Genomic DNA, 18,076 nt, shown 5'->3' with positions numbered 1-18,076 from the left:
GGGCATGGCCCGGCGCTACCGCAACATCCCGCACCCCAGGGGTAGCGCCGGGCCATGCCCGGCGGCCCCCACGCCTTTGGCACACCCCTTGCAGCTTCCCGGGCATCGTTCCCGTGGGAGTGCACCGTGCGCAACCTGATTACCGATTACCTGGGCGTGCATGCCCAGGCCATGCCGTTGCGCGAACAGCGTATGAAGCTGATCGCCAGCAACCTCGGCAATGCCGACACTCCCGGCTACAAGGCCCAGGACCTGGACTTCGACGCCGCCCTGCGCAATGCCCAGGGGCTGGACGCCAACGGCCTGATGACCACCACGAACGAGCAGCACTACGAGATCAGTAGTGGCCTGAACCCGTTCCAGGTGGCCCGCGAGGGCGTGCAGCCCAGCCTGGACGGCAACACCGTCGACCCCGATGCCGAGCGTGCCGCCTATGGCCGCGCCGCGCTGGAATACCGTGCCTCGCTCAGCTTCGTCGAGAGCAAGGTCCGTTCCATGCTCACCGCGATCACGGGGCAGTAAGCCATGAGCAACCTGCCGATCTTCGATATCGCCGGCTCCGCACTGCAGGCGCAGTCGGTGCGCATGAGCACCATCGCCTCCAACCTTTCCAACGCCGACAGCATCGCCGGCTCGGCCGACGCGGTCTACAAGCCGCTGGAGCCGATCTTCCAGGCCGTGACCAGCAAGACCGATCCGAACGTCACCTCGGTGCAGGTCAAGGAAATCACCCAGAGCGATGCGGCGCCGATCAAGCGCTACGAGCCCGGCCATCCGCTGGCCGATGCCGATGGCTACATCTACCAGCCCGACGTCGATCCGGTGGCGCAGATGGTCAACCTGATCTCGACCTCGCGCAATTACCAGGCGGGCGTGGAGATGTTGACCACCGCCAAGGAACTGGCCCTGGCCACCCTGACCATGGGCCGCTGAGGCGCGCCCGCGAGGACCACCGCATGACCACCGTCACCACCCAGACCAACCAGGACGTCTACGCCGCACTCGGCCTGAACGCCCCCAACAGCAACAGCACCAAGAAGAAGAACACGCTCGATCAGGCCGACTTCCTGCGCCTGATGACCGAGCAGCTGCAGCACCAGGATCCGCTGAAGCCGATGGACAACACGCAGATGGTCGCGCAGATGGCGCAGATGTCCACCGTGCAGGGCATCACCGACCTCAATACCTCGGTGAAGGGCTTCCAGGAATCGATGGCCAGCGACCAGGTGCTGCGTGGCGCGGCGCTGGTCGGCCATGAAGTGCTGGTGCCGTCCGAGAAGCTGGTACTCGAAGCCGAAGGCGATGTCAGTGGCACCGTCGCTGCACCGGCCGCCGGCATCGTCACCGTCGATGTCACCGATGCCAACGGCAGCAAGGTCACCTCGATCAGCGTCGAGGCCAGCGCCGCCGGCGAGGTCGCATTCAAGTGGGACGGCAAGGACGCCAATGGCAAGCGCATGGAACCGGGCAAGTACTCCATCGTCGCCAACCACGTCGACACCGCGGGCACCAGCACCAAGCTCTCCACGTACGTGCAGGCACCGGTGGAAAGCGTGACCGTTGGTTCCGATGGCCTGTACCTGAACCTCAAGGGCCTGGGCACGGCCCCGATCGATTACGTGCTCCGCGTCAGCTGAGCCGCACCCCCGAATCTACCAGGAGCAATCCCATGGGCTTCAATGTCTCGCTGTCCGGCATCAACGCCGCCAATACCGACCTGAGCGTCACTGCCAACAACGTCGCCAACGTCAACACGGTCGGCTTCAAGCAGTCGCGTGCCGAGTTCGCCGATCTGTTTGCCGCCACCAGCTACGGCCTGTCCAACAACCAGACCGGCTCCGGCGCGCGGGTCACCAACGTGGCCCAGCAGTTCATCCAGGGCAACAACGACCAGACGGGCCGCAGCCTGGATATGGCCATTTCCGGTGAGGGCTTCTTCACCATGAACATGAACGGCGCACGCGTCTATTCGCGCGCCGGCAACTTCCAGACCGACTCCGCCGGCTACGTGGTCAACCCGCAGGGTGCACGCCTGCAGGTGTTCGCGCCCAACGCCGATGGCACCAGCTTCGACGCAGGCCGCCTGGTCGACCTGCAGCTGCTGACCACCGACAGCCCGCCGAAGCAGACCAGCGAAGTAAAGGTGGGCTTCACCCTGCCCGCCAACGCCAAGGAGCCGACGGTCGCCGATTTCGACCCGACCGATTCCAACAGCTACAACCAGTCCAGCGGCGGCATCACCGTCTATGACTCGCTGGGCGTCAGCCACATCCAGGTGTCGTACTTCGTCAAGGAAGCCGCGACCAACGCCTGGACCGTGCACAACTACGTCGATGGCGAGCCGGCCGGCACGCCGACCGCGATCACGTTCGACAACAGCGGCAAGCTCACCAACCCGACCAATGGCAAGGTCAGCCTTGGAACGTTCACGCCGACCACGGGCGCGGGCGAACTGAACATGACCCTGGACATCAGCGGTTCGACCCAGTACGGCGAGAAGTTCGCCCTGCGCAACACGCAGCAGGACGGCTATGCGGCCGGCAAGCTCAACGAGATCACCGTCTCCGACAGCGGCGTGGTGTATGCACGCTATTCCAACGGTGATGACAAGCCGCTGGGCCAGGTCGCCCTGACCAGCTTCAACAACACCCAGGGCCTGGCACAGAAGGGCAACAACCTGTGGGTGGAGACCTTCGAATCGGGCACCCCGCGCACCGCGGCGCCGGACAGCTCCAACCTCGGCAAGATCCAGGCTGGCGCGCTGGAAGCATCGACCGTGGACCTGACCGAGCAGCTGGTGAACATGATCACCGCGCAGCGCAACTTCCAGGCCAACGCGCAGATGATCACCACGCAGGACCAGATCACCCAGACCGTCATCAACATCCGTTGATGACCTGCTGACCCTGTCACGGAACGCCCCCCCATGGATAAAGCCCTTTACGTTGCGATGACCGGCGCCCGCGCTTCCCTGCAGGGGCAGGGAACGCTGAGCCACAACCTCGCCAACTCGGACACCCCCGGCTTCAAGGAAGCGCTGGCCAACACCGAAGCCTTCCCGATCCGTGGCCAGGGCTTTGCCTCGCGGGTGGATGCGCTGCACGTCGACGCTGGCTTCAACCGCACCGCCGGCGCGCAGCACATCACCGGCAAGCCGCTGGACCTGTCGCTGCAGACCGGTACCTGGCTGGCCGTGCAGGCTACCGACGGCAGCGAGGCGTACACCCGTGGCGCCGCGCTGTCGGTCACGCCGAACGGCCAGCTGGTGACCTCCAGCGGCCGTCCGGTGCTGGACGACAACAACAACCCGATCGCCATCCCGCCGTACCAGGCAATGGAAGTGGGCAACGACGGCACGATCTCGATCATCCCGCAGGGCGAAGGCCCACAGACGATGGCGATGATCGGCCGCATCAAGATCGTGCAGGCCGCCGACGATCGCCTTGAGCGTCGTCTCGATGGCCTGTTCGCCAACACCGATCCGCAGCAGCCGTTCGCCCAGGCACAGGGCCCGACGGTGCACAGCGGCCAGCTGGAAGGCAGCAACGTCGATGCCGCCGGTGCGCTGGTGCAGATGATCCAGCTGCAGCGCCAGTACGAAATGCAGGTGCAGGTGATCAAGCACGGCGACGAGAACGCGCGCAGCGCCAACAGTCTGCTGCGACTGGGCGGCTGACGGAATTCCGGCACCGGCACGCGCCATTGCTGGCACACCGCTTGCACTGCTTTACACAAGGGCCGCACCGCGCGGCCGGCTTCACCCAGACAGGACTTCGAAGATGAACCAGGCACTGTGGATCGCGAAAACCGGACTGGATGCGCAGCAGATGCGCATGTCGGTGGTTTCCAACAACCTCGCCAACACCAACACCACCGGCTTCAAGCAGGACCGCGCCAGTTTCGAGGACCTGTTGTACCAGCAGGTGCGCCAGCCCGGCGGTTCGTCCTCGGCGCAGACCCAGCTGCCGACCGGCCTGCAGATCGGTACCGGCGTGCGCGTGGTGGCCACCGCCAAGAACTTCGAACAGGGCAGCCAGCAGCAGACCGGCCGCGCACTGGACGTGATGGTCAACGGCCGCGGCTTCTTCGAAGTGCAGATGGCCGATGGCAGCTCCGCCTACACCCGTGACGGCTCGTTCAAGATCAACCAGGACGGCGAGCTGGTCACCAACAGCGGCTACCCGGTGCAGCCGGGCATCCAGATTCCGGAAGGCGCGCAGTCGCTGACCATCGGCAGCGACGGCACCATCAGCGTGAAGATGGCTGACAACGCTGCCTCTGTCGAAGTCGGTGCGTTGACGCTGACCGACTTCGTCAACCCGGCGGGCCTGCAGGCACGCGGCGAAAACCTGTTCCTCGAAACCACCGCATCGGGCCCGGCCCAGAACGGCAACCCCGGCCTGAACGGTCTGGGCTCGGTGGTCCAGGGTGCGCTGGAAGGCAGCAACGTCAACGTGGTGGAAGAGCTGGTCTCGATGATCGAAACCCAGCGCGCCTACGAAATGAACGCCAAGGCCATTTCGACGACCGACGCAATGCTCGGTTACCTGAACCAGAACGTCTGACCGTCGCCAACGGATGATCGCCATGTCGCCCCTTTCCAAACTTGCCCGCATCGCCCTGCCCTGCGCCGTGGCCGCCCTGCTTGGCGGCTGCGTGATCGCCGGCGACGTGCGCCCGTATCCGGCGATGGCGCCGATCCAGCCGATCATGCCGCCGCAGGCCGCACCGACTGCTGGTGCGATCTACGCCGCCGGCCCGACGCTGCAGCTGTACTCGGACCGTCGCGCCCGCGATGTCGGCGACCTGCTGACCATCACCCTGCTGGAAAACACCACCGCCACGACCAGCGCGAACACCGCCACCGCCAAGGAATCGGACCTGAGCATCGGCACGCCGTCGATCTTCGGCGCACCGGTCACCCTGGGCGGCAAGGACATCCTCAGCGCGACCGCCAATGGCAAGCGTGACTTCACCGGCAAGGGCAACAGCGCGCAGAGCAACCGCCTGCAGGGCAGCGTGACGGTGACCGTGGTGCAGCGCCTGCCCAACGGCAACCTGGTGGTGCAGGGGCAGAAGAACCTGCGTCTGAACCAGGGCGATGAGCTGGTGCAGGTGCAGGGCATCGTGCGCCCGGCCGACATCGCGCAGGACAACAGCATTCCCTCCAGCCGCGTGGCCGAAGCCCGCATCGTCTACGGCGGCCGCGGCCCGGTCGCGCAGTCCAACGCGATGGGCTGGCTGAGCCGCTTCTTCAACTCCGCGCTGGCGCCGTTCTGAGCATGGCCATGAACTCTCTCTTCTCTTCCGCCTGGCAGCGTCGCATCGCCGCATGCGTCGGCGTGCTTGTTCTGGCAGTGGCCGTGGCGGCCCCGGCCAGCGCCGAGCGCATCAAGGATCTGGCCCAGGTCGGCGGCGTGCGTGGCAATGCCCTGGTGGGCTACGGCCTGGTGGTCGGCCTGGATGGCAGCGGTGACCGCACCAGCCAGGCGCCCTTCACCGTGCAGAGCCTGAAGAACCTGCTGGGCGAGCTGGGCGTGAACGTGCCGGCCAACGTCAATCCGCAGCTGAAGAACGTGGCCGCCGTGGCGATCCACGCCGAGCTGCCGGCGTTCGCCAAGCCGGGCCAGCCGATCGACATCACCGTGTCCTCCATCGGCAATGCGGTGTCGCTGCGCGGCGGCTCGCTGCTGATGGCCCCGCTGCGCGGCGCCGACGGGCAGATCTACGCGATCGCCCAGGGCAACCTGATCGTCGGTGGCTTCGGCGCACAGGGCAAGGATGGTTCGCGCGTCTCGGTGAACGTGCCCAGCGTCGGCCGCATTCCCAACGGCGCGACCGTTGAACGTGCCCTGCCCGATCCGCTGGCCAACGGCGGCGACATTACCCTGAATCTGCACAACGGCGACTTCACCACCGTCTCGCGCATGGTGGCCGCACTCAACAATGCGTTCGGCGAAGGCGCTGCACGTGCCGTCGATGGCGTGACCGTGGCCGTGGCCGCACCGACCGATCCAGGCGCGCGCATCGGCCTGCTGGCCCGCATCGAGAACCTGGAACTGACCCCCGGCAGCGCACCGGCCAAGGTGGTGGTGAACTCGCGTACCGGCACCGTGGTCATCGGCCAGCAGGTGCGTGTCGGCCCGGCCGCCATCTCGCACGGCTCGCTGACGGTCACCATCCAGGAGAACGCCAACGTCAGCCAGCCCAACGCCTTCGGCGGCGGGCAGACCGTGGTCACCCCGCAGTCGACCGTCACCGCCACCAACGATGGCAGCCGCATGTTCAAGTTCAACGGCGGCACCACGCTGGATGAAATCGTGCATGCCGTGAACGCCGTGGGCGCTGCCCCGGGCGACCTGATCGCGATCCTGGAAGCACTGAAGCAGGCCGGCGCCCTGAGTGCCGAGCTCGAGGTGATCTGACATGCGCATCAATCCCGCCTTTGACCTCAATCCTGTACAGCAGAACGACCCGGCCAAGATCGACAAGGTCGCTCGCCAGCTGGAAGGCCAGTTCGCACAGATGCTGGTCAAGAGCATGCGTGATGCCAGCTTTGGTGATTCGCTGTTCCCCGGTGAAAACAAGATGTTCCGGGAGATGTACGACCAGAAGATCGCCGAGGCAATGACCCGCGGCAAGGGCCTGGGCCTGTCGTCGATGATCAGCCGCCAGCTGTCCGGCCAGCAGGCCGATGGCCCGGCGCTGGACACCCGCGTGGACCCGGCCAAGGCCAGCCGCGCGTACCAGTTGAATGCACCGGCCACGACAGCCCCGTCGATGTCGCTGGACGATGCCAGCCAGGCCGTGCGCATGCTGCAGCAGATGGCCGCCGGCACCCAGGACGGCGCACAGGCTGCGGTCAACCCGGCACTGGCCCCGATGGAACAGGCGCTGGACCTGATCGCCGGCCGCGACAGCAGCAGCATGCACCGTTCGCTGGGAACCCACGACCCGTACGCCAGCAGCATCGACGGCGACGACTGGGCCGCCAGCAACGACCAGTGGGCGGCCACCGCCAGCAACCGCGGCAGCGTCGGCACCCAGGCCGATGCGCTGGCAACGCGCACCGCCGTGGCCCAGCTGGGCGCGAACACCCCCGAGGGCTTCGTGGCCAGTATCTGGGAACACGCGCAGAGCGCGGCCAAGGAACTGGGCGTGGACGCCCGCGCCCTGGTCGCCCAGGCCGCGCTGGAAACCGGCTGGGGCAAGCGGCAGATCAAGCACGCCGACGGCAGCACCTCGCACAACCTGTTCGGCATCAAGGCCACCGGCTGGAAGGGCCAGAGCGCCGTTGCCGGTACCCACGAGTATGTCGATGGCGTGCGCCGTAACGAAACCGCCAGCTTCCGCGCCTACAGCACCCCGGCCGAGAGCTTTGCCGACTACGTGCGCCTGCTGAAGAGCAGCCCGCGCTACCAGCAGGCCCTGCAGGCGGGCACCGACGTGCAGGGCTTCGCCCGCGGCCTGCAGCGCGCCGGCTACGCCACCGATCCGCGCTACGCGGCCAAGATCGCCGCGATCGCCGGCGGCCCGACCATCGAGCGCGCCGTAGCCGCCGTGGCAGACGCCGGCACGCGCCTTGGCCAGACCTTCGCCAGCACCGCGACAGCGGCGCTGGGTATCACCCGTCGTTGAGGAACCCCATGTCCAGCGTCCTTTCCACCGGTACCAGTGCCCTGCTCGCCTTCCAGCGTGCGTTGGCGACCACCAGCCATAACGTCGCCAACATCAACACGCCCGGCTACAGCCGGCAGAAGGTCGACTTCGCCACCGCCGATCCGCAGAACTACGGGTTTGGCGAGGTGGGCAGCGGCACCCGGATCACCGACATCCGCCGCGCCGCAGACCAGCTGGCGATCTCGCGGCTGCTCGACAGCAGCGGCGAACTGGCGCGCCTGAAGCAGCTGTCGACCATGGCCGACCGGGTCAACGCCCTGTTCTCCGATTCGGCCACGAACGTCGCCGGCTCCTGGTCCAACTTCTTCGATGCCGTCAGCGGCCTGTCGTCCAATGCCGCAGGCACGGCCGACCGGCAGAGCCTGCTCGATGGCGGCAAGGCCCTGGCCAGCCGCTTCGGCCAGCTCAACACGCAGATGAACAACCTCAGCAGCGAGGTCAACAACGGGCTCATCGCCGGTGCCACCGAGATCAACCGGCTGGCCCAGGAAATCGCCCAGATCAACGGTGCCATCGGCAGCAACGTGACCGACGCCGCGCCTGACCTGCTGGACCGCCGCGACCAGCTGATTTCGCAGCTGGTCGGCTACACCGGCGGCACCGCGGTCGTGCAGGATGGCGGCGTGATGAACGTCTATACCGCCGGCGGCAATGCGCTGGTGGTGGGCACGACGGCCTCCAAGGTCACCACGGTGACCGACCCCTACCAGCCCGAGCGCCTGCAGCTCGCCCTGCAGACCCAGGGCGGCACGATCACCCTGGACCCGAAGGCTGTGGGCGGGAAGATCGGCGGCATGCTCGAGTTCCGCGACACCGTGCTGACCCCGGCCCAGGCCGAACTGGGCAAGCTCGCGGTCGGCCTGGCCGAGAGCTTCAACCAGGCCCACCGCCAGGGCGTGGACCTGTACGGCCAGATGGGCGGTGACTTCTTCAACATCGGCAACCCGCGCGTCACCCCCAATACCAGCAATGCCGGCACCGGCAGCATCACGGCGACCTATGGCGACCTGTCCAAGCTGGATGCACAGAACATCGTGCTCAAGTTCGACGGCACGCAGTGGCAGGCCAGCCGCGCCGACACCGGCGCAAGCGTTGCGCTGACCGGCACCGGCAGCGCCACCGATCCGCTGGTGATCAACGGCGTCGAGCTGGTGGTGAGCGGCACGCCGGCCACCAACGACCGGTTCCTGCTGCAGCCGACCGCCGGCGTGGCCGGCAGCCTGGAAACGGCCATCACCGATCCCTCGCGCATCGCGGCCGCCGCCGCCGTGAAGGGCACGGCAGCACTGGCCAACACCGGTACCGGCAAGCTGACCGGCGTTGCGGTGACCGACGTCGGCAACGCCAACCTGCGCGACCCCGCCGCGATCGTGTTCACCTCGGCCACGACCTACACCATCAACGGCGGGGCGCCGCAGACCTATACCGCCGGCCAGACCATCAGCGCCAACGGCTGGAGCTTCGTGCTGGATGGCGCGCCCAAGACCGGCGACACCTTCAACATCACCCCCACCCCGGCAGGGTCGTCCGACAACAGCAACGCCGCGCTGCTGGCCAAGGTCGAGGATGCCAAGGCATTCAACGCCGGCACGGTCACCCTCAACGGCGCGCTTGGTGGCCTGACCACCCAGGTCGGCGCCGCCGCACGCTCGGCTGAGTACTCGCTCGATGCGCAGCAGGTCATCTCGGACAAGGCGCAGTCCGCCCGCGACGAGATTTCCGGCGTGAACCTGGACGAAGAAGCCGCCGACATGCTTCGGCTGCAACAGGCCTACCAGGCCGCCTCGCAGCTCATCTCCACCGCCGACAACATGTTCCAGACCATCCTGGGAGCAATCCGCCGATGAGCAGCCGCATTTCCACCGGGATGATGTTCAACCAGTCGGTATCGCTGATGCTGGCCAAGCAGTCCAAGATCAGCCATCTGGAGCAGCAGATCGCCACGGGCAGCAAGATCAGCTCGGCCAAGGACGATCCGGTCGGTGCCGGCACCGCCGTCGGACTGGACCGCGTTGTGGCCGGTCTCGAACAGCTGGGCAAGAACGCCAACAGCGTGCAGAACCGTCTTGGCCTGCAGGAAAACGCGCTGGCCCAGGTCAATGAGCTGATGTCGCGCGCCGTTGAACTGAGCATCCAGGCCAACAGCCCGGTGCCCAAGTCCAGTGACCTCAAGGCCATCGTCAGCGAACTGAAGACCATCCAGGACAGCCTGCTTTCGCTGGCCAATTCCCGCGATGGCAGCGGCCGGTACCTGTTTGGTGGCAGCAACGACGCCGATGCGCCGTTCAAGCTGTCCGGCGGCACGGTCACCTACAACGGCGACCAGAACCAGCGCCAGGTCGAGGTTGCCCCCGGCCAGCTGGTGTCCGACGCCCTGCCCGGCAGCGAGATCTTCATGCGCATCCCCACCGGTGATGGCCGCGTGGATGCCAGTGCCGCCGCCGGCAACAGTGGCAGCGGCCTGCTTACCTCCATCAGCCGCGATGGCAGCGGTAGCTGGGCCGGCGGAACGCTCAACGTGCGCTTCACCGGCACTGCCGAGGGCGCCTACGAGGTCGTGGACGGCAGCGGTGCGATCGTCGGCAGCGGCACGCACAAGCCCGGCGAAGACATCGTCGTGGCCGGCGTCAGCATGCGCATCGAGGGTGCGCCGGCGGCCGGGGACGAATTCAACATCAGCGACGCGGGTACCCGCGACATCTTCTCCACCCTGGACAGCCTGGTCGCGGCATTGGAAACCGACCCGTCCACAGAAAGCCAGCGCACGGCACTGCAGAACACCCTGCAGTCGAGCATCCGCGACCTCAACCGGGCCTCGGAAACGATGATCGACGCCCGTGCCAAGGGCGGTGCGCAGCTGGCCGCCATCGATACCGCGGCCAGCGCCCGCGAAGCCACTGCCGTCACCGTCAAGAGCACGCTCTCGACGATGCGCGATCTCGACTACGCCGATGCGATCGGCCAATACAAGCTGGAGAACGCTGCCCTTCAAGCCGCCCAGACCATCTTCAGCCAGATGCAGGCGATGTCCCTGTTCAACAGGATCGGCTGACCCCTTCCCGTTCCACCTGACTTCCAGCACGGCGCGTCCCGCGCCCTTCCTCACCGAAACGAACCGAGCAACCACGGAGAAGCACCATGGCACAGATCATCAACACCAACACCATGTCGCTGAACGCTCAGCGCAACCTGACCACCAGCAGCAGCTCGCTGGCCACCTCGATCCAGCGCCTGTCCTCGGGCCTGCGCATCAACAGCGCCAAGGACGACGCCGCCGGCCTGGCCATTTCCGAGCGTTTCACCACGCAGATCCGTGGCATCAACCAGGCCGCGCGCAACGCCAACGACGGCATCTCGCTGGCCCAGACCGCCGAAGGCGCACTGGGTGAAGTGGGCAACAATCTGCAGCGCATCCGCGAACTGGCCGTGCAGGCCCGCAGCGCCACCAACTCCGCGTCCGACCGCCAGGCGCTGAACGCCGAAGTGCAGCTGCTGAAGCAGGAAATCCAGCGCGTCGCCGAACAGACCAACTTCAACGGCACCAGCCTGCTGGATGGCAGCTTCACCAACCAGGCCTTCCAGATCGGCGCCGACCAGGGCCAGACCATCAACATTTCGCAGATCGCCAATGCGAATGTGCACAAGCTGGGCAGCTGGACGAGTGCTTCGACGAACGCAACGGCACTGGGTGTGACGCCAGATGGTGGTGCCGTCAAGGGCCAGCCCTCCACTTCCGCAATTTCTGGCACGTTCCAGCCGGTTGCTGCTGGTGGCGGCACTGCATACAACCTCACCGTTGGTACAGTTGAGATTCTCGATCGTGCCGCAGGCGTCGCCGTGAGCGCTGCGGAGATGCAGACAGCAATCGATGGCAAGACGGCAGAGCTGAAGGCCGCTGGTATCACCGTCACCGGTACCGTCGCAGACAGCAACATCCAGTTCACCCGTGCGGACGGCAGCAACTTCACCATCACCCAGACGGGCGGCGGCTTTGACAACGGCACGTTTGCAGCCGCCGTCACCAATGGTATCGAATCCGAGCCGGCAGTCTTCGGCAAGACCAGCTTCACCATCACCGGTACCGTGGACGGCGCCCCGGGCCAGGCAGTGACGATTGATGTGGACAGCGCCAAGAGCGCTGCCGAACGAGCCACCCAGATGGTCAACGCCATCAATTCCAAGACCCACGAAACCGGCGTCACCGCGTCGCTGGTGGATGGAGCACTGCAGCTGACGTCGAAGGATGCGAACTTCACCGTCGGCGCGATCGGCACTGACCAGACCGCTGCTGAGGCTGCACTGGCACAGCAGACCGGCCTGACCGCCGGCGCCACCACCAACTACGCCGCCGGCGTCGCTCAGACCGGCTTCGCCGAGCTGGACATCTCCAACCAGGCCAACGCGGACAACGCCATCCTGGCCATGGATGCCGCGCTGCAGTCGATCAACTCGGCACGTGCCGACCTGGGTGCGATCCAGAACCGCTTCACCTCGACCATCGCCAACCTGAACACCAACTCGGAAAACCTGTCCGCCGCCCGCAGCCGCATCCGCGACGTGGATTACGCACAGGAAACCGCCGAGCTGACCCGTGGCCAGATCCTGCAGCAGGCCGGCACGGCCATGCTGGCCCAGGCCAACCAAGTGCCGCAGAACGTGCTGCGCCTGCTGCAGTCGTAACAGCCGCCGCAACCTGAGCTTCAGGAGGGCCCCGCCATGCAGATGGCGGGGCCTTTTCATTTGCCCCGGGAAAAAAGCACCGAAACTTTCCTAAAGGCCGGAGGGGTAGTGCCGTTATTGATTTCAGCAGCGGTAGCACACCCCTTGGGGGGAAGCCAGCCACTGCCCCCCGAAACCGGTCAGGCTGCTCTGCCGGACACACTGCCAACAAGGAAACCGCACCATGGCACAAGTCATCAACACCAACACCATGTCGCTGAACGCCCAGCGCAACCTGAGCACCAGCGGCACCAACCTGGCCACCACCATTCAGCGCCTGTCCTCGGGCCTGCGCATCAACAGCGCCAAGGACGATGCCGCCGGCCTGGCCATCTCCGAGCGTTTCAGCACCCAGATCCGCGGCGCCAACCAGGCTGCCCGCAACGCCAACGACGGTATCTCGCTGGCCCAGACCGCTGAAGGCGCCCTGGGTGAAATCGGCAACAACCTGCAGCGCGTCCGTGAACTGGCCGTGCAGTCGCGCAGCGCCACCAACTCGGATTCGGACCGCCAGGCACTGAACGCCGAAGTCCAGCTGCTGAAGCAGGAAATCCAGCGCGTCGCCGAGCAGACCAACTTCAACGGCACCAGCCTGCTGAACGGCAAGTTCACCAACCAGGCCTTCCAGATCGGCGCCAACCAGGGCGAAACGATCAACATCTCGCAGATTGCGAACGCCAACATCAGCAAGCTGGGCAGCTGGACCAGTGCAACGACGTCGGCGTCGTCTGCCGGTGCACTGCCTGATGGCGGCGCAAAGGCTGCTGATCCGAACGTTTCGGCTGAAAGTGGTGTCTTCACCAGCGCAGTGTCCAACGCAGCTGGCCAGAGCTTCAGCCTCTCGGTCGGCTCGGTCGAGATCCTCTCGCGCACGCAGGTCGGCACCACGGCGGAGACCGTCAACGCCGCAGCGATCGATGCGGCGCTGACGGCTGACAAGGTTGCCGAGCTGAAGGCGGCTGGCATCACCGTCAGTGGCAAGGCCGCAGACGATGACCTGACGTTCACCAAGGCTGATGGCACCGCTTTCGAAATCAAGCTGACCAGCGACTTCAATACCGCCGGTTCATTTGCTGGAACTGGATTTGTGGGTGAACAGGACAACGGCGCTGCAGCTGTCGCTGCTACCTACAGCAAGACCAGCTTCACCATTACGGGCACGGTTGACGGCAAGGTGGGCTCGGCTGTGACCATCGACCTGGACAGCGCGAAGACTGCTGGTGACCGCGCAACTCAGCTGGTCAACGCTGTCAATGCAAAGACCCATGAGACGGGTGTCACCGCCGCACTGGTCGAAGGCAAGGTCCAGCTGACCGGCAAGGAGGGCAACTTCACCGTCGCCTCCAGCACGAACGATGCTGCTGGCAACACCGCTCTGCTGCAGCAGACTGGCCTCGCCACTGGCGAGACCAACAACTACTCCGCAGGCGGCGCGAAGGATGGCTTCGCCGATCTGGACATCTCCTCGGTCGGCGGTGCAGACAACGCCATCCTGGCGATGGACGCAGCCCTGAACTCGATCAACTCGGCCCGTGCCGACCTGGGCGCCATCCAGAACCGCTTCACCTCGGTGGTTGCCAACCTGAACACCTCGTCGGAGAACATGTCCGCAGCCCGCAGCCGCATCCGCGACGTGGACTACGCTTCGGAAACCGCCGAGCTGACCCGCAACCAGATCCTGCAGCAGGCCGGTACCGCCATGCTGGCCCAGGCCAACCAGTCCAGCCAGAACGTGCTGAGCCTGCTGCGCTGATCCAGCGGTAGTACCTTGCAGTAACAGGAAGGGGGCGAAAGCCCCCTTCTTCGTGCCCGGCGGCCGGTTGGCACGCGGCTTGCACCGGGTGGGGAAGCGTTTCAACGCTCAAGCTCGCCCATCCCCGGCCGATAGCAGGTGCAGGACACCTGAACGGCCCGTCCAAGAACAAGGATTCCCCGCATGGCCATCGGCACGATTGGTACAGGTCTCGACATTCCCTCGCTGGTTGCCCAGCTGACCGCCAAGGAACGCGAGCCCCGCGAAAACCAGATCAACACGGCCGGTGTTGCGGCCAGCGCCAAACTGTCGGCGCTGGGCACCATCAAGAGCGGCATGACCACCCTGCAGACGGCGCTGAAGACGCTGGTGACAGGCATGGCCAAGCCCGGTGTGAAGCTGACCACGCCCACCGAGTCGAACTTCACCGCCGCGCTGGATACCAGCAGCACGGCCGGCAAGGCGGCGGCGGGTACCCACCAGGTGGAAGTCAAATCGCTGGCGCAGAACCAGAAGCTGAGCTCGCAGGCCTACACCAAGGATGCCGTCGTGGGCGACGGTACGTTGTCGATCGCTTACGGCGACAAGACCATCAACGTGGAGATCGAGGCCGGCGCGACGCTGGAGAAGATCGCCGCGGAAATCAACTCGGCCGCGCAGAGCAAGGGCGTCACTGCTGCCGTGGTCACCGCCGACGATGGCATGCACCTGGTGCTCACCGCCGTCGATTCCGGCACCAAGGGCGCGCTGAAGGTCAGTGCCAGCGGCGGCAATGGCGGGCTGTCCAGCCTGGTCTACGACGGCACCGATGCCTCGAAGATGAGCGAGATGGTGCCCGCCAAGGATGCCGTGGTCGTGGTCGATGGCTTCACCCGTACCAGCAGCTCCAACACCATCACCGACCTGGTGCCCGGTGTCAGCCTGACCTTGACCAAGGCCAAGGAAGGCGAGCCGCAGACGCTGACCATCGCCCCCGACAACAGCACGCTGAAGACCAACCTCAACGCGTTCATCACCGCCTACAACTCGATCCAGTCAACGCTGAAGAGTTCCAGCGCCTACAACGCTGAAACCAACACCGCCTCGACGATGACCGGCGATGCCATGGTGCGCGGCCTGCAGCAGCAGCTGCGCACTCAGCTGAGCAGCAACGTCAACGATCTGAAGGACCTGGGCCTGACCATCGCCGCCGATGGCACCCTGAGCCTGGATGCAGCCAAGCTGGACACCGCGCTGTCGAAGAACCCGGAAGCCGCCAACAAGCTGTTTGGTGCCGAAGGCTCGCTGGCCAAGCCGATGACCGAACTGATGAAGAGCAGCCTGGATACCACCAGCGGCACCATCACCCAGCGCCAGGCGACCTTGAACAAGCAGATCAAGGCGCTGGAAAAGCAGCTGGACGACCTCGACAAGAGCATGGAAAAGGTGTCCGACCGCTACACCAAGCAGTTCACCGCGATGGAAAAGATGGTCTCGCAGATGCAGTCCGCCAGCGGCTCGCTGATCGACCAGCTCGGCTGATCCACGCACTTTTCCGGTGCAGGTGGCACTCAAGTAGCACGCCACCTGCGCCGATAACACGTTAGACCCCGTGCCGAACCCATGCCCCTACCCGCGCGGATGGGCAGGCATTCCAGGAGATTCCATATATGTACGGTTCCAATCGGCAGTTCGCCGAGCAGTACCGCAAGGTCGGTGTGACCACCTCGGTCGTGGACGCAGATCCGCACAAGCTGGTGGCCCTGCTGCTGGCCGGTGCATGCGAGCGCATCCGCACCGCTGAAGCCTCGCTGCAGCAGAATGACCAGGCGCGCAAGGGCAAGGCCATCGGCGAAGCCTGTGCGATCGTTGGCCACCTGCATGGCTCGCTTGACCATGAAGCCGGCGGCGAGATCGCCGGCAACCTGTCGGCACTGTATGACTTCGTCATCATGCGCCTGACCGAAGGCAACCTGCACAACGATTCCACCGCGCTGCAGGAAGCGCTCGGCCTGATGGTGGAAATCGATTCGGCCTGGAACGCCATTCCGGGCGACCAGCGCCACATCAAGGCGGTGGCACCGTGAACCTGCAGTCGCTGCACGATTCGCTGGACACGCTCGACGCCAGCCTGCCGAACGACGACTACGACACCAGCGAACGTCTGATGGCCGAGCACCTGCAGGCCGTGGCTGCGCTGTCGATGGTTGTCGAGCGCCCCAGCAACGAGGCGATCCTTGCCCTGCGCGACCACCAGCAGCGCGTGCTGGCCCGCATGATCGGCCTGCGCGACGAAGCCGCCGCACACCTCAAGCACACGGGCCGGTCCCTTCGCGCCGCCCATGCGTACCTGAAGGCAGAATCGCTGGCATGACCCTGCTGCCGACCACGTCGCTGCACCACCCTGCCGAGAGCGAGCTGTTCGATGAAACGCTCAGCTGCGAGCTGGCCCTGCCGGCCGAGTTCCAGGCGGGCAGCGCGGCCGGCCGCACCAGCAGTGCTGAAGGCCTGCTGCGCAGCCTGGCGCTGGTCGAAGACAGCCGCGTGGACGAGCACGACGAACGCAGCGAAACCAGCCTGCAGATCCAGCGCCTGGAAGCCAAGCTGGACCTGACCATGGTGCTGCTGGGCCGCCTGGTGCGCCAGCAGGGCCAGGACCTGCCGCTGCGCCCGGTGCGTTGGTCGCGCCGCGGCATCCGCCTGCAGCTGGGTCCGCGCAGTGGCGCCCTGCCCGGCCAGTCCGGCGTGGTACGCCTGCAGCCCAGCGACTGGCTGCCCGACAACATCGACCTGCCGGTCGACGTCATCGCCGAAGCGGCCGATGGCAGCGGCGGCCACTTCCTGTGGCTGCGCTTCAATCGCCTCGGCGATGGCCTGGAGATGGCCATGGAACGGCACTTGTTCCGTTTGCATCGGCGTCAGGTTGCCGAAGCGCGGCGAGCGCGCTGAAACCTGCCACCCGGAAGCGGGACGGAGTGCTCTTGGCGCGCCCGTTCAGCTAAGTTAAGGTGGTCTCCCCTCACGGACCTGCAACGTGCCTGTGCGAGTTCTCATCGTCGACGATCACACCCTGGTTCGCGCCGGCCTGGCGCGACTGCTGCAGGGGTTTGCCGACGTGCAACTGGTCGCCGAGGCGAGCAACGCCGAGCAGGCGCTGCAGATGGCGCTGCTGCATGCCCCCGACGTGGTCCTGATGGACCTGTCCCTGCCCGGCCGGACCGGCCTGGAAGCCCTCAGCGACATCCGCCTGCGCTCGCCGGGCACCCGCATCGTGATGATGACCATGCACGACGACGCCGCCCATGTGCGTGATGCACTGGACCGTGGCGCCGTGGGTTTCGTGGTGAAGGATGCCGCCCCGCAGGAGCTGGAACTGGCACTGCGCGCCGCGCACGCCGGCCAGGTGTTCCTCAGCCCGCAGATCTCGGCCAAGATGCTGGCGCCGATGCTGGGCCGCGAGAAGCCCACCGGCATCGCGGCCCTGTCGCCGCGCCAGCGCGAGATCCTGCGGCGCATCGGCAAGGGCGAGAGCAACAAGGAAATCGCCGCCGATCTCGGCATCAGCGTGAAGACGGTGGAGACCCACCGCGCCCGCATGATGGAATCGCTGGGCTGCCGCCGCGCCAATGATCTGCTGCTGCTGGCGGCCCGCCACCAGCACGAGCTGGAATAGCGTCGACCGTTGGTCGACTGCTGTTGCGTTGCATCGGCGCGCTTCGCGCCGGTAGCGTCGACCGTTGGTCGACTGCTGTTGCGTTGGATCCCGCGCTTCGCGCGATAGTCGACTGACAGTCGACTCTACCCCCCCCGCCACAGGCGACGGAATGCCGTCACCCTGACACGAACTGTCGGGTTTCCGTACACCAGCACCCCGAACGACTGCCCGGCGCCCACGGAAAATCAACAACTTGCCACGGGGCATCGTCAACTTCCCGCGCCGCTGTA

Annotated in this window: 18 protein-coding genes; all 18 read left to right on the top strand. The window is 66.0% G+C overall.

Annotation, left to right across the window (positions count from 1 at the left end):
• Positions 1-126: 126 nt before the first annotated feature.
• The 18 genes from flgB to IAE56_RS06075 all read left to right on the top strand — a co-directional run bounded on the left by flgB (position 127) and on the right by IAE56_RS06075 (position 17,804).
• Entirely contained in the window at positions 127-522 is a 396-nt protein-coding gene (gene flgB, locus IAE56_RS06160) for a flagellar basal body rod protein FlgB (protein ID WP_108765130.1), read from the top strand.
• A gap of 3 nt (positions 523-525) precedes the next feature.
• Positions 526-933, top strand: coding sequence for a flagellar basal body rod protein FlgC (gene flgC, locus IAE56_RS06155; RefSeq protein ID WP_200751872.1), 408 nt, complete (start codon positions 526-528; stop codon positions 931-933).
• A 23-nt stretch (positions 934-956) separates the two neighbouring features.
• A complete protein-coding gene (locus IAE56_RS06150; RefSeq protein WP_116864572.1) occupies positions 957-1,637 on the top strand; it encodes a flagellar hook capping FlgD N-terminal domain-containing protein in 681 nt (226 codons plus the stop codon).
• Positions 1,638-1,669: 32 nt separating this feature from the next.
• Complete coding sequence (gene flgE, locus IAE56_RS06145) at positions 1,670-2,893, top strand: flagellar hook protein FlgE (protein WP_108768818.1); 1,224 nt, start codon at positions 1,670-1,672, stop codon at positions 2,891-2,893.
• Between the two features lie 33 nt (positions 2,894-2,926).
• A complete protein-coding gene (locus IAE56_RS06140; protein WP_200751871.1) occupies positions 2,927-3,676 on the top strand; it encodes a flagellar basal body rod protein FlgF in 750 nt (249 codons plus the stop codon).
• 103 nt (positions 3,677-3,779) lie between these two features.
• Positions 3,780-4,565, top strand: coding sequence for a flagellar basal-body rod protein FlgG (gene flgG, locus IAE56_RS06135; protein ID WP_200751870.1), 786 nt, complete (start codon positions 3,780-3,782; stop codon positions 4,563-4,565).
• A gap of 22 nt (positions 4,566-4,587) precedes the next feature.
• Positions 4,588-5,280 (top strand): flagellar basal body L-ring protein FlgH, encoded by a 693-nt coding sequence (flgH, locus tag IAE56_RS06130; RefSeq protein WP_150453983.1) that lies wholly within the window; start codon positions 4,588-4,590, stop codon positions 5,278-5,280.
• A 2-nt stretch (positions 5,281-5,282) separates the two neighbouring features.
• On the top strand, positions 5,283-6,425 hold the full coding sequence (locus IAE56_RS06125; RefSeq protein ID WP_200751869.1) for a flagellar basal body P-ring protein FlgI: 1,143 nt from the start codon (positions 5,283-5,285) through the stop codon (positions 6,423-6,425).
• 1 nt (position 6,426) lies between these two features.
• Complete coding sequence (flgJ, locus tag IAE56_RS06120; RefSeq protein WP_108768814.1) at positions 6,427-7,638, top strand: flagellar assembly peptidoglycan hydrolase FlgJ; 1,212 nt, start codon at positions 6,427-6,429, stop codon at positions 7,636-7,638.
• Between the two features lie 8 nt (positions 7,639-7,646).
• Complete coding sequence (gene flgK / locus IAE56_RS06115) at positions 7,647-9,527, top strand: flagellar hook-associated protein FlgK (RefSeq protein ID WP_200751868.1); 1,881 nt, start codon at positions 7,647-7,649, stop codon at positions 9,525-9,527.
• A complete protein-coding gene (gene flgL / locus IAE56_RS06110) occupies positions 9,524-10,732 on the top strand; it encodes a flagellar hook-associated protein FlgL (protein WP_200751867.1) in 1,209 nt (402 codons plus the stop codon). The genes flgK and flgL overlap by 4 nt, the downstream gene beginning before the upstream one ends.
• An 86-nt stretch (positions 10,733-10,818) precedes the next feature.
• On the top strand, positions 10,819-12,360 hold the full coding sequence (locus IAE56_RS21280; protein WP_200751866.1) for a flagellin: 1,542 nt from the start codon (positions 10,819-10,821) through the stop codon (positions 12,358-12,360).
• A gap of 223 nt (positions 12,361-12,583) precedes the next feature.
• The gene (locus tag IAE56_RS06100) at positions 12,584-14,152 is read left to right on the top strand and encodes a flagellin (RefSeq protein WP_200751865.1); all 1,569 of its coding nucleotides are present in this window, start codon (positions 12,584-12,586) and stop codon (positions 14,150-14,152) included.
• Positions 14,153-14,335: 183 nt separating this feature from the next.
• Complete coding sequence (fliD, locus tag IAE56_RS06095; protein WP_200751864.1) at positions 14,336-15,673, top strand: flagellar filament capping protein FliD; 1,338 nt, start codon at positions 14,336-14,338, stop codon at positions 15,671-15,673.
• A gap of 128 nt (positions 15,674-15,801) precedes the next feature.
• Complete coding sequence (gene fliS / locus IAE56_RS06090) at positions 15,802-16,218, top strand: flagellar export chaperone FliS (RefSeq protein ID WP_200751863.1); 417 nt, start codon at positions 15,802-15,804, stop codon at positions 16,216-16,218.
• Positions 16,215-16,505, top strand: coding sequence for a hypothetical protein (locus tag IAE56_RS06085; protein ID WP_108768808.1), 291 nt, complete (start codon positions 16,215-16,217; stop codon positions 16,503-16,505). Before fliS ends, IAE56_RS06085 begins: the two co-directional genes overlap by 4 nt.
• Complete coding sequence (locus IAE56_RS06080) at positions 16,502-17,080, top strand: PilZ domain-containing protein (RefSeq protein ID WP_200751862.1); 579 nt, start codon at positions 16,502-16,504, stop codon at positions 17,078-17,080. The genes IAE56_RS06085 and IAE56_RS06080 overlap by 4 nt, the downstream gene beginning before the upstream one ends.
• 91 nt (positions 17,081-17,171) lie before the next feature.
• On the top strand, positions 17,172-17,804 hold the full coding sequence (locus tag IAE56_RS06075; protein ID WP_108768806.1) for a response regulator transcription factor: 633 nt from the start codon (positions 17,172-17,174) through the stop codon (positions 17,802-17,804).
• The last annotated feature ends 272 nt before the right edge of the window (positions 17,805-18,076 follow it).

Source organism: Stenotrophomonas sp. S41 (assembly GCF_016624625.1).
In the GTDB taxonomy this organism is placed as follows: Bacteria; Pseudomonadota; Gammaproteobacteria; order Xanthomonadales; family Xanthomonadaceae; genus Stenotrophomonas.
Note: the sequence above shows the minus strand (reverse complement) of the source record. Positions and strands in the feature narration are given on the sequence as shown.

Coding starts and splice junctions, on each gene's coding strand:
- fliS (WP_200751863.1), top strand. CDS start 15,802: ATGTACGGTTCCAATCGGCAGTTCGCCGAGCAGTACCGCAAGGTCGGT.
- flgG (WP_200751870.1), top strand. CDS start 3,780: ATGAACCAGGCACTGTGGATCGCGAAAACCGGACTGGATGCGCAGCAG.
- IAE56_RS06140 (WP_200751871.1), top strand. CDS start 2,927: ATGGATAAAGCCCTTTACGTTGCGATGACCGGCGCCCGCGCTTCCCTG.
- flgE (WP_108768818.1), top strand. CDS start 1,670: ATGGGCTTCAATGTCTCGCTGTCCGGCATCAACGCCGCCAATACCGAC.
- IAE56_RS21280 (WP_200751866.1), top strand. CDS start 10,819: ATGGCACAGATCATCAACACCAACACCATGTCGCTGAACGCTCAGCGC.
- IAE56_RS06080 (WP_200751862.1), top strand. CDS start 16,502: ATGACCCTGCTGCCGACCACGTCGCTGCACCACCCTGCCGAGAGCGAG.
- flgL (WP_200751867.1), top strand. CDS start 9,524: ATGAGCAGCCGCATTTCCACCGGGATGATGTTCAACCAGTCGGTATCG.
- flgC (WP_200751872.1), top strand. CDS start 526: ATGAGCAACCTGCCGATCTTCGATATCGCCGGCTCCGCACTGCAGGCG.
- IAE56_RS06100 (WP_200751865.1), top strand. CDS start 12,584: ATGGCACAAGTCATCAACACCAACACCATGTCGCTGAACGCCCAGCGC.
- flgK (WP_200751868.1), top strand. CDS start 7,647: ATGTCCAGCGTCCTTTCCACCGGTACCAGTGCCCTGCTCGCCTTCCAG.
- flgJ (WP_108768814.1), top strand. CDS start 6,427: ATGCGCATCAATCCCGCCTTTGACCTCAATCCTGTACAGCAGAACGAC.
- flgH (WP_150453983.1), top strand. CDS start 4,588: ATGTCGCCCCTTTCCAAACTTGCCCGCATCGCCCTGCCCTGCGCCGTG.
- IAE56_RS06150 (WP_116864572.1), top strand. CDS start 957: ATGACCACCGTCACCACCCAGACCAACCAGGACGTCTACGCCGCACTC.
- fliD (WP_200751864.1), top strand. CDS start 14,336: ATGGCCATCGGCACGATTGGTACAGGTCTCGACATTCCCTCGCTGGTT.
- IAE56_RS06125 (WP_200751869.1), top strand. CDS start 5,283: ATGGCCATGAACTCTCTCTTCTCTTCCGCCTGGCAGCGTCGCATCGCC.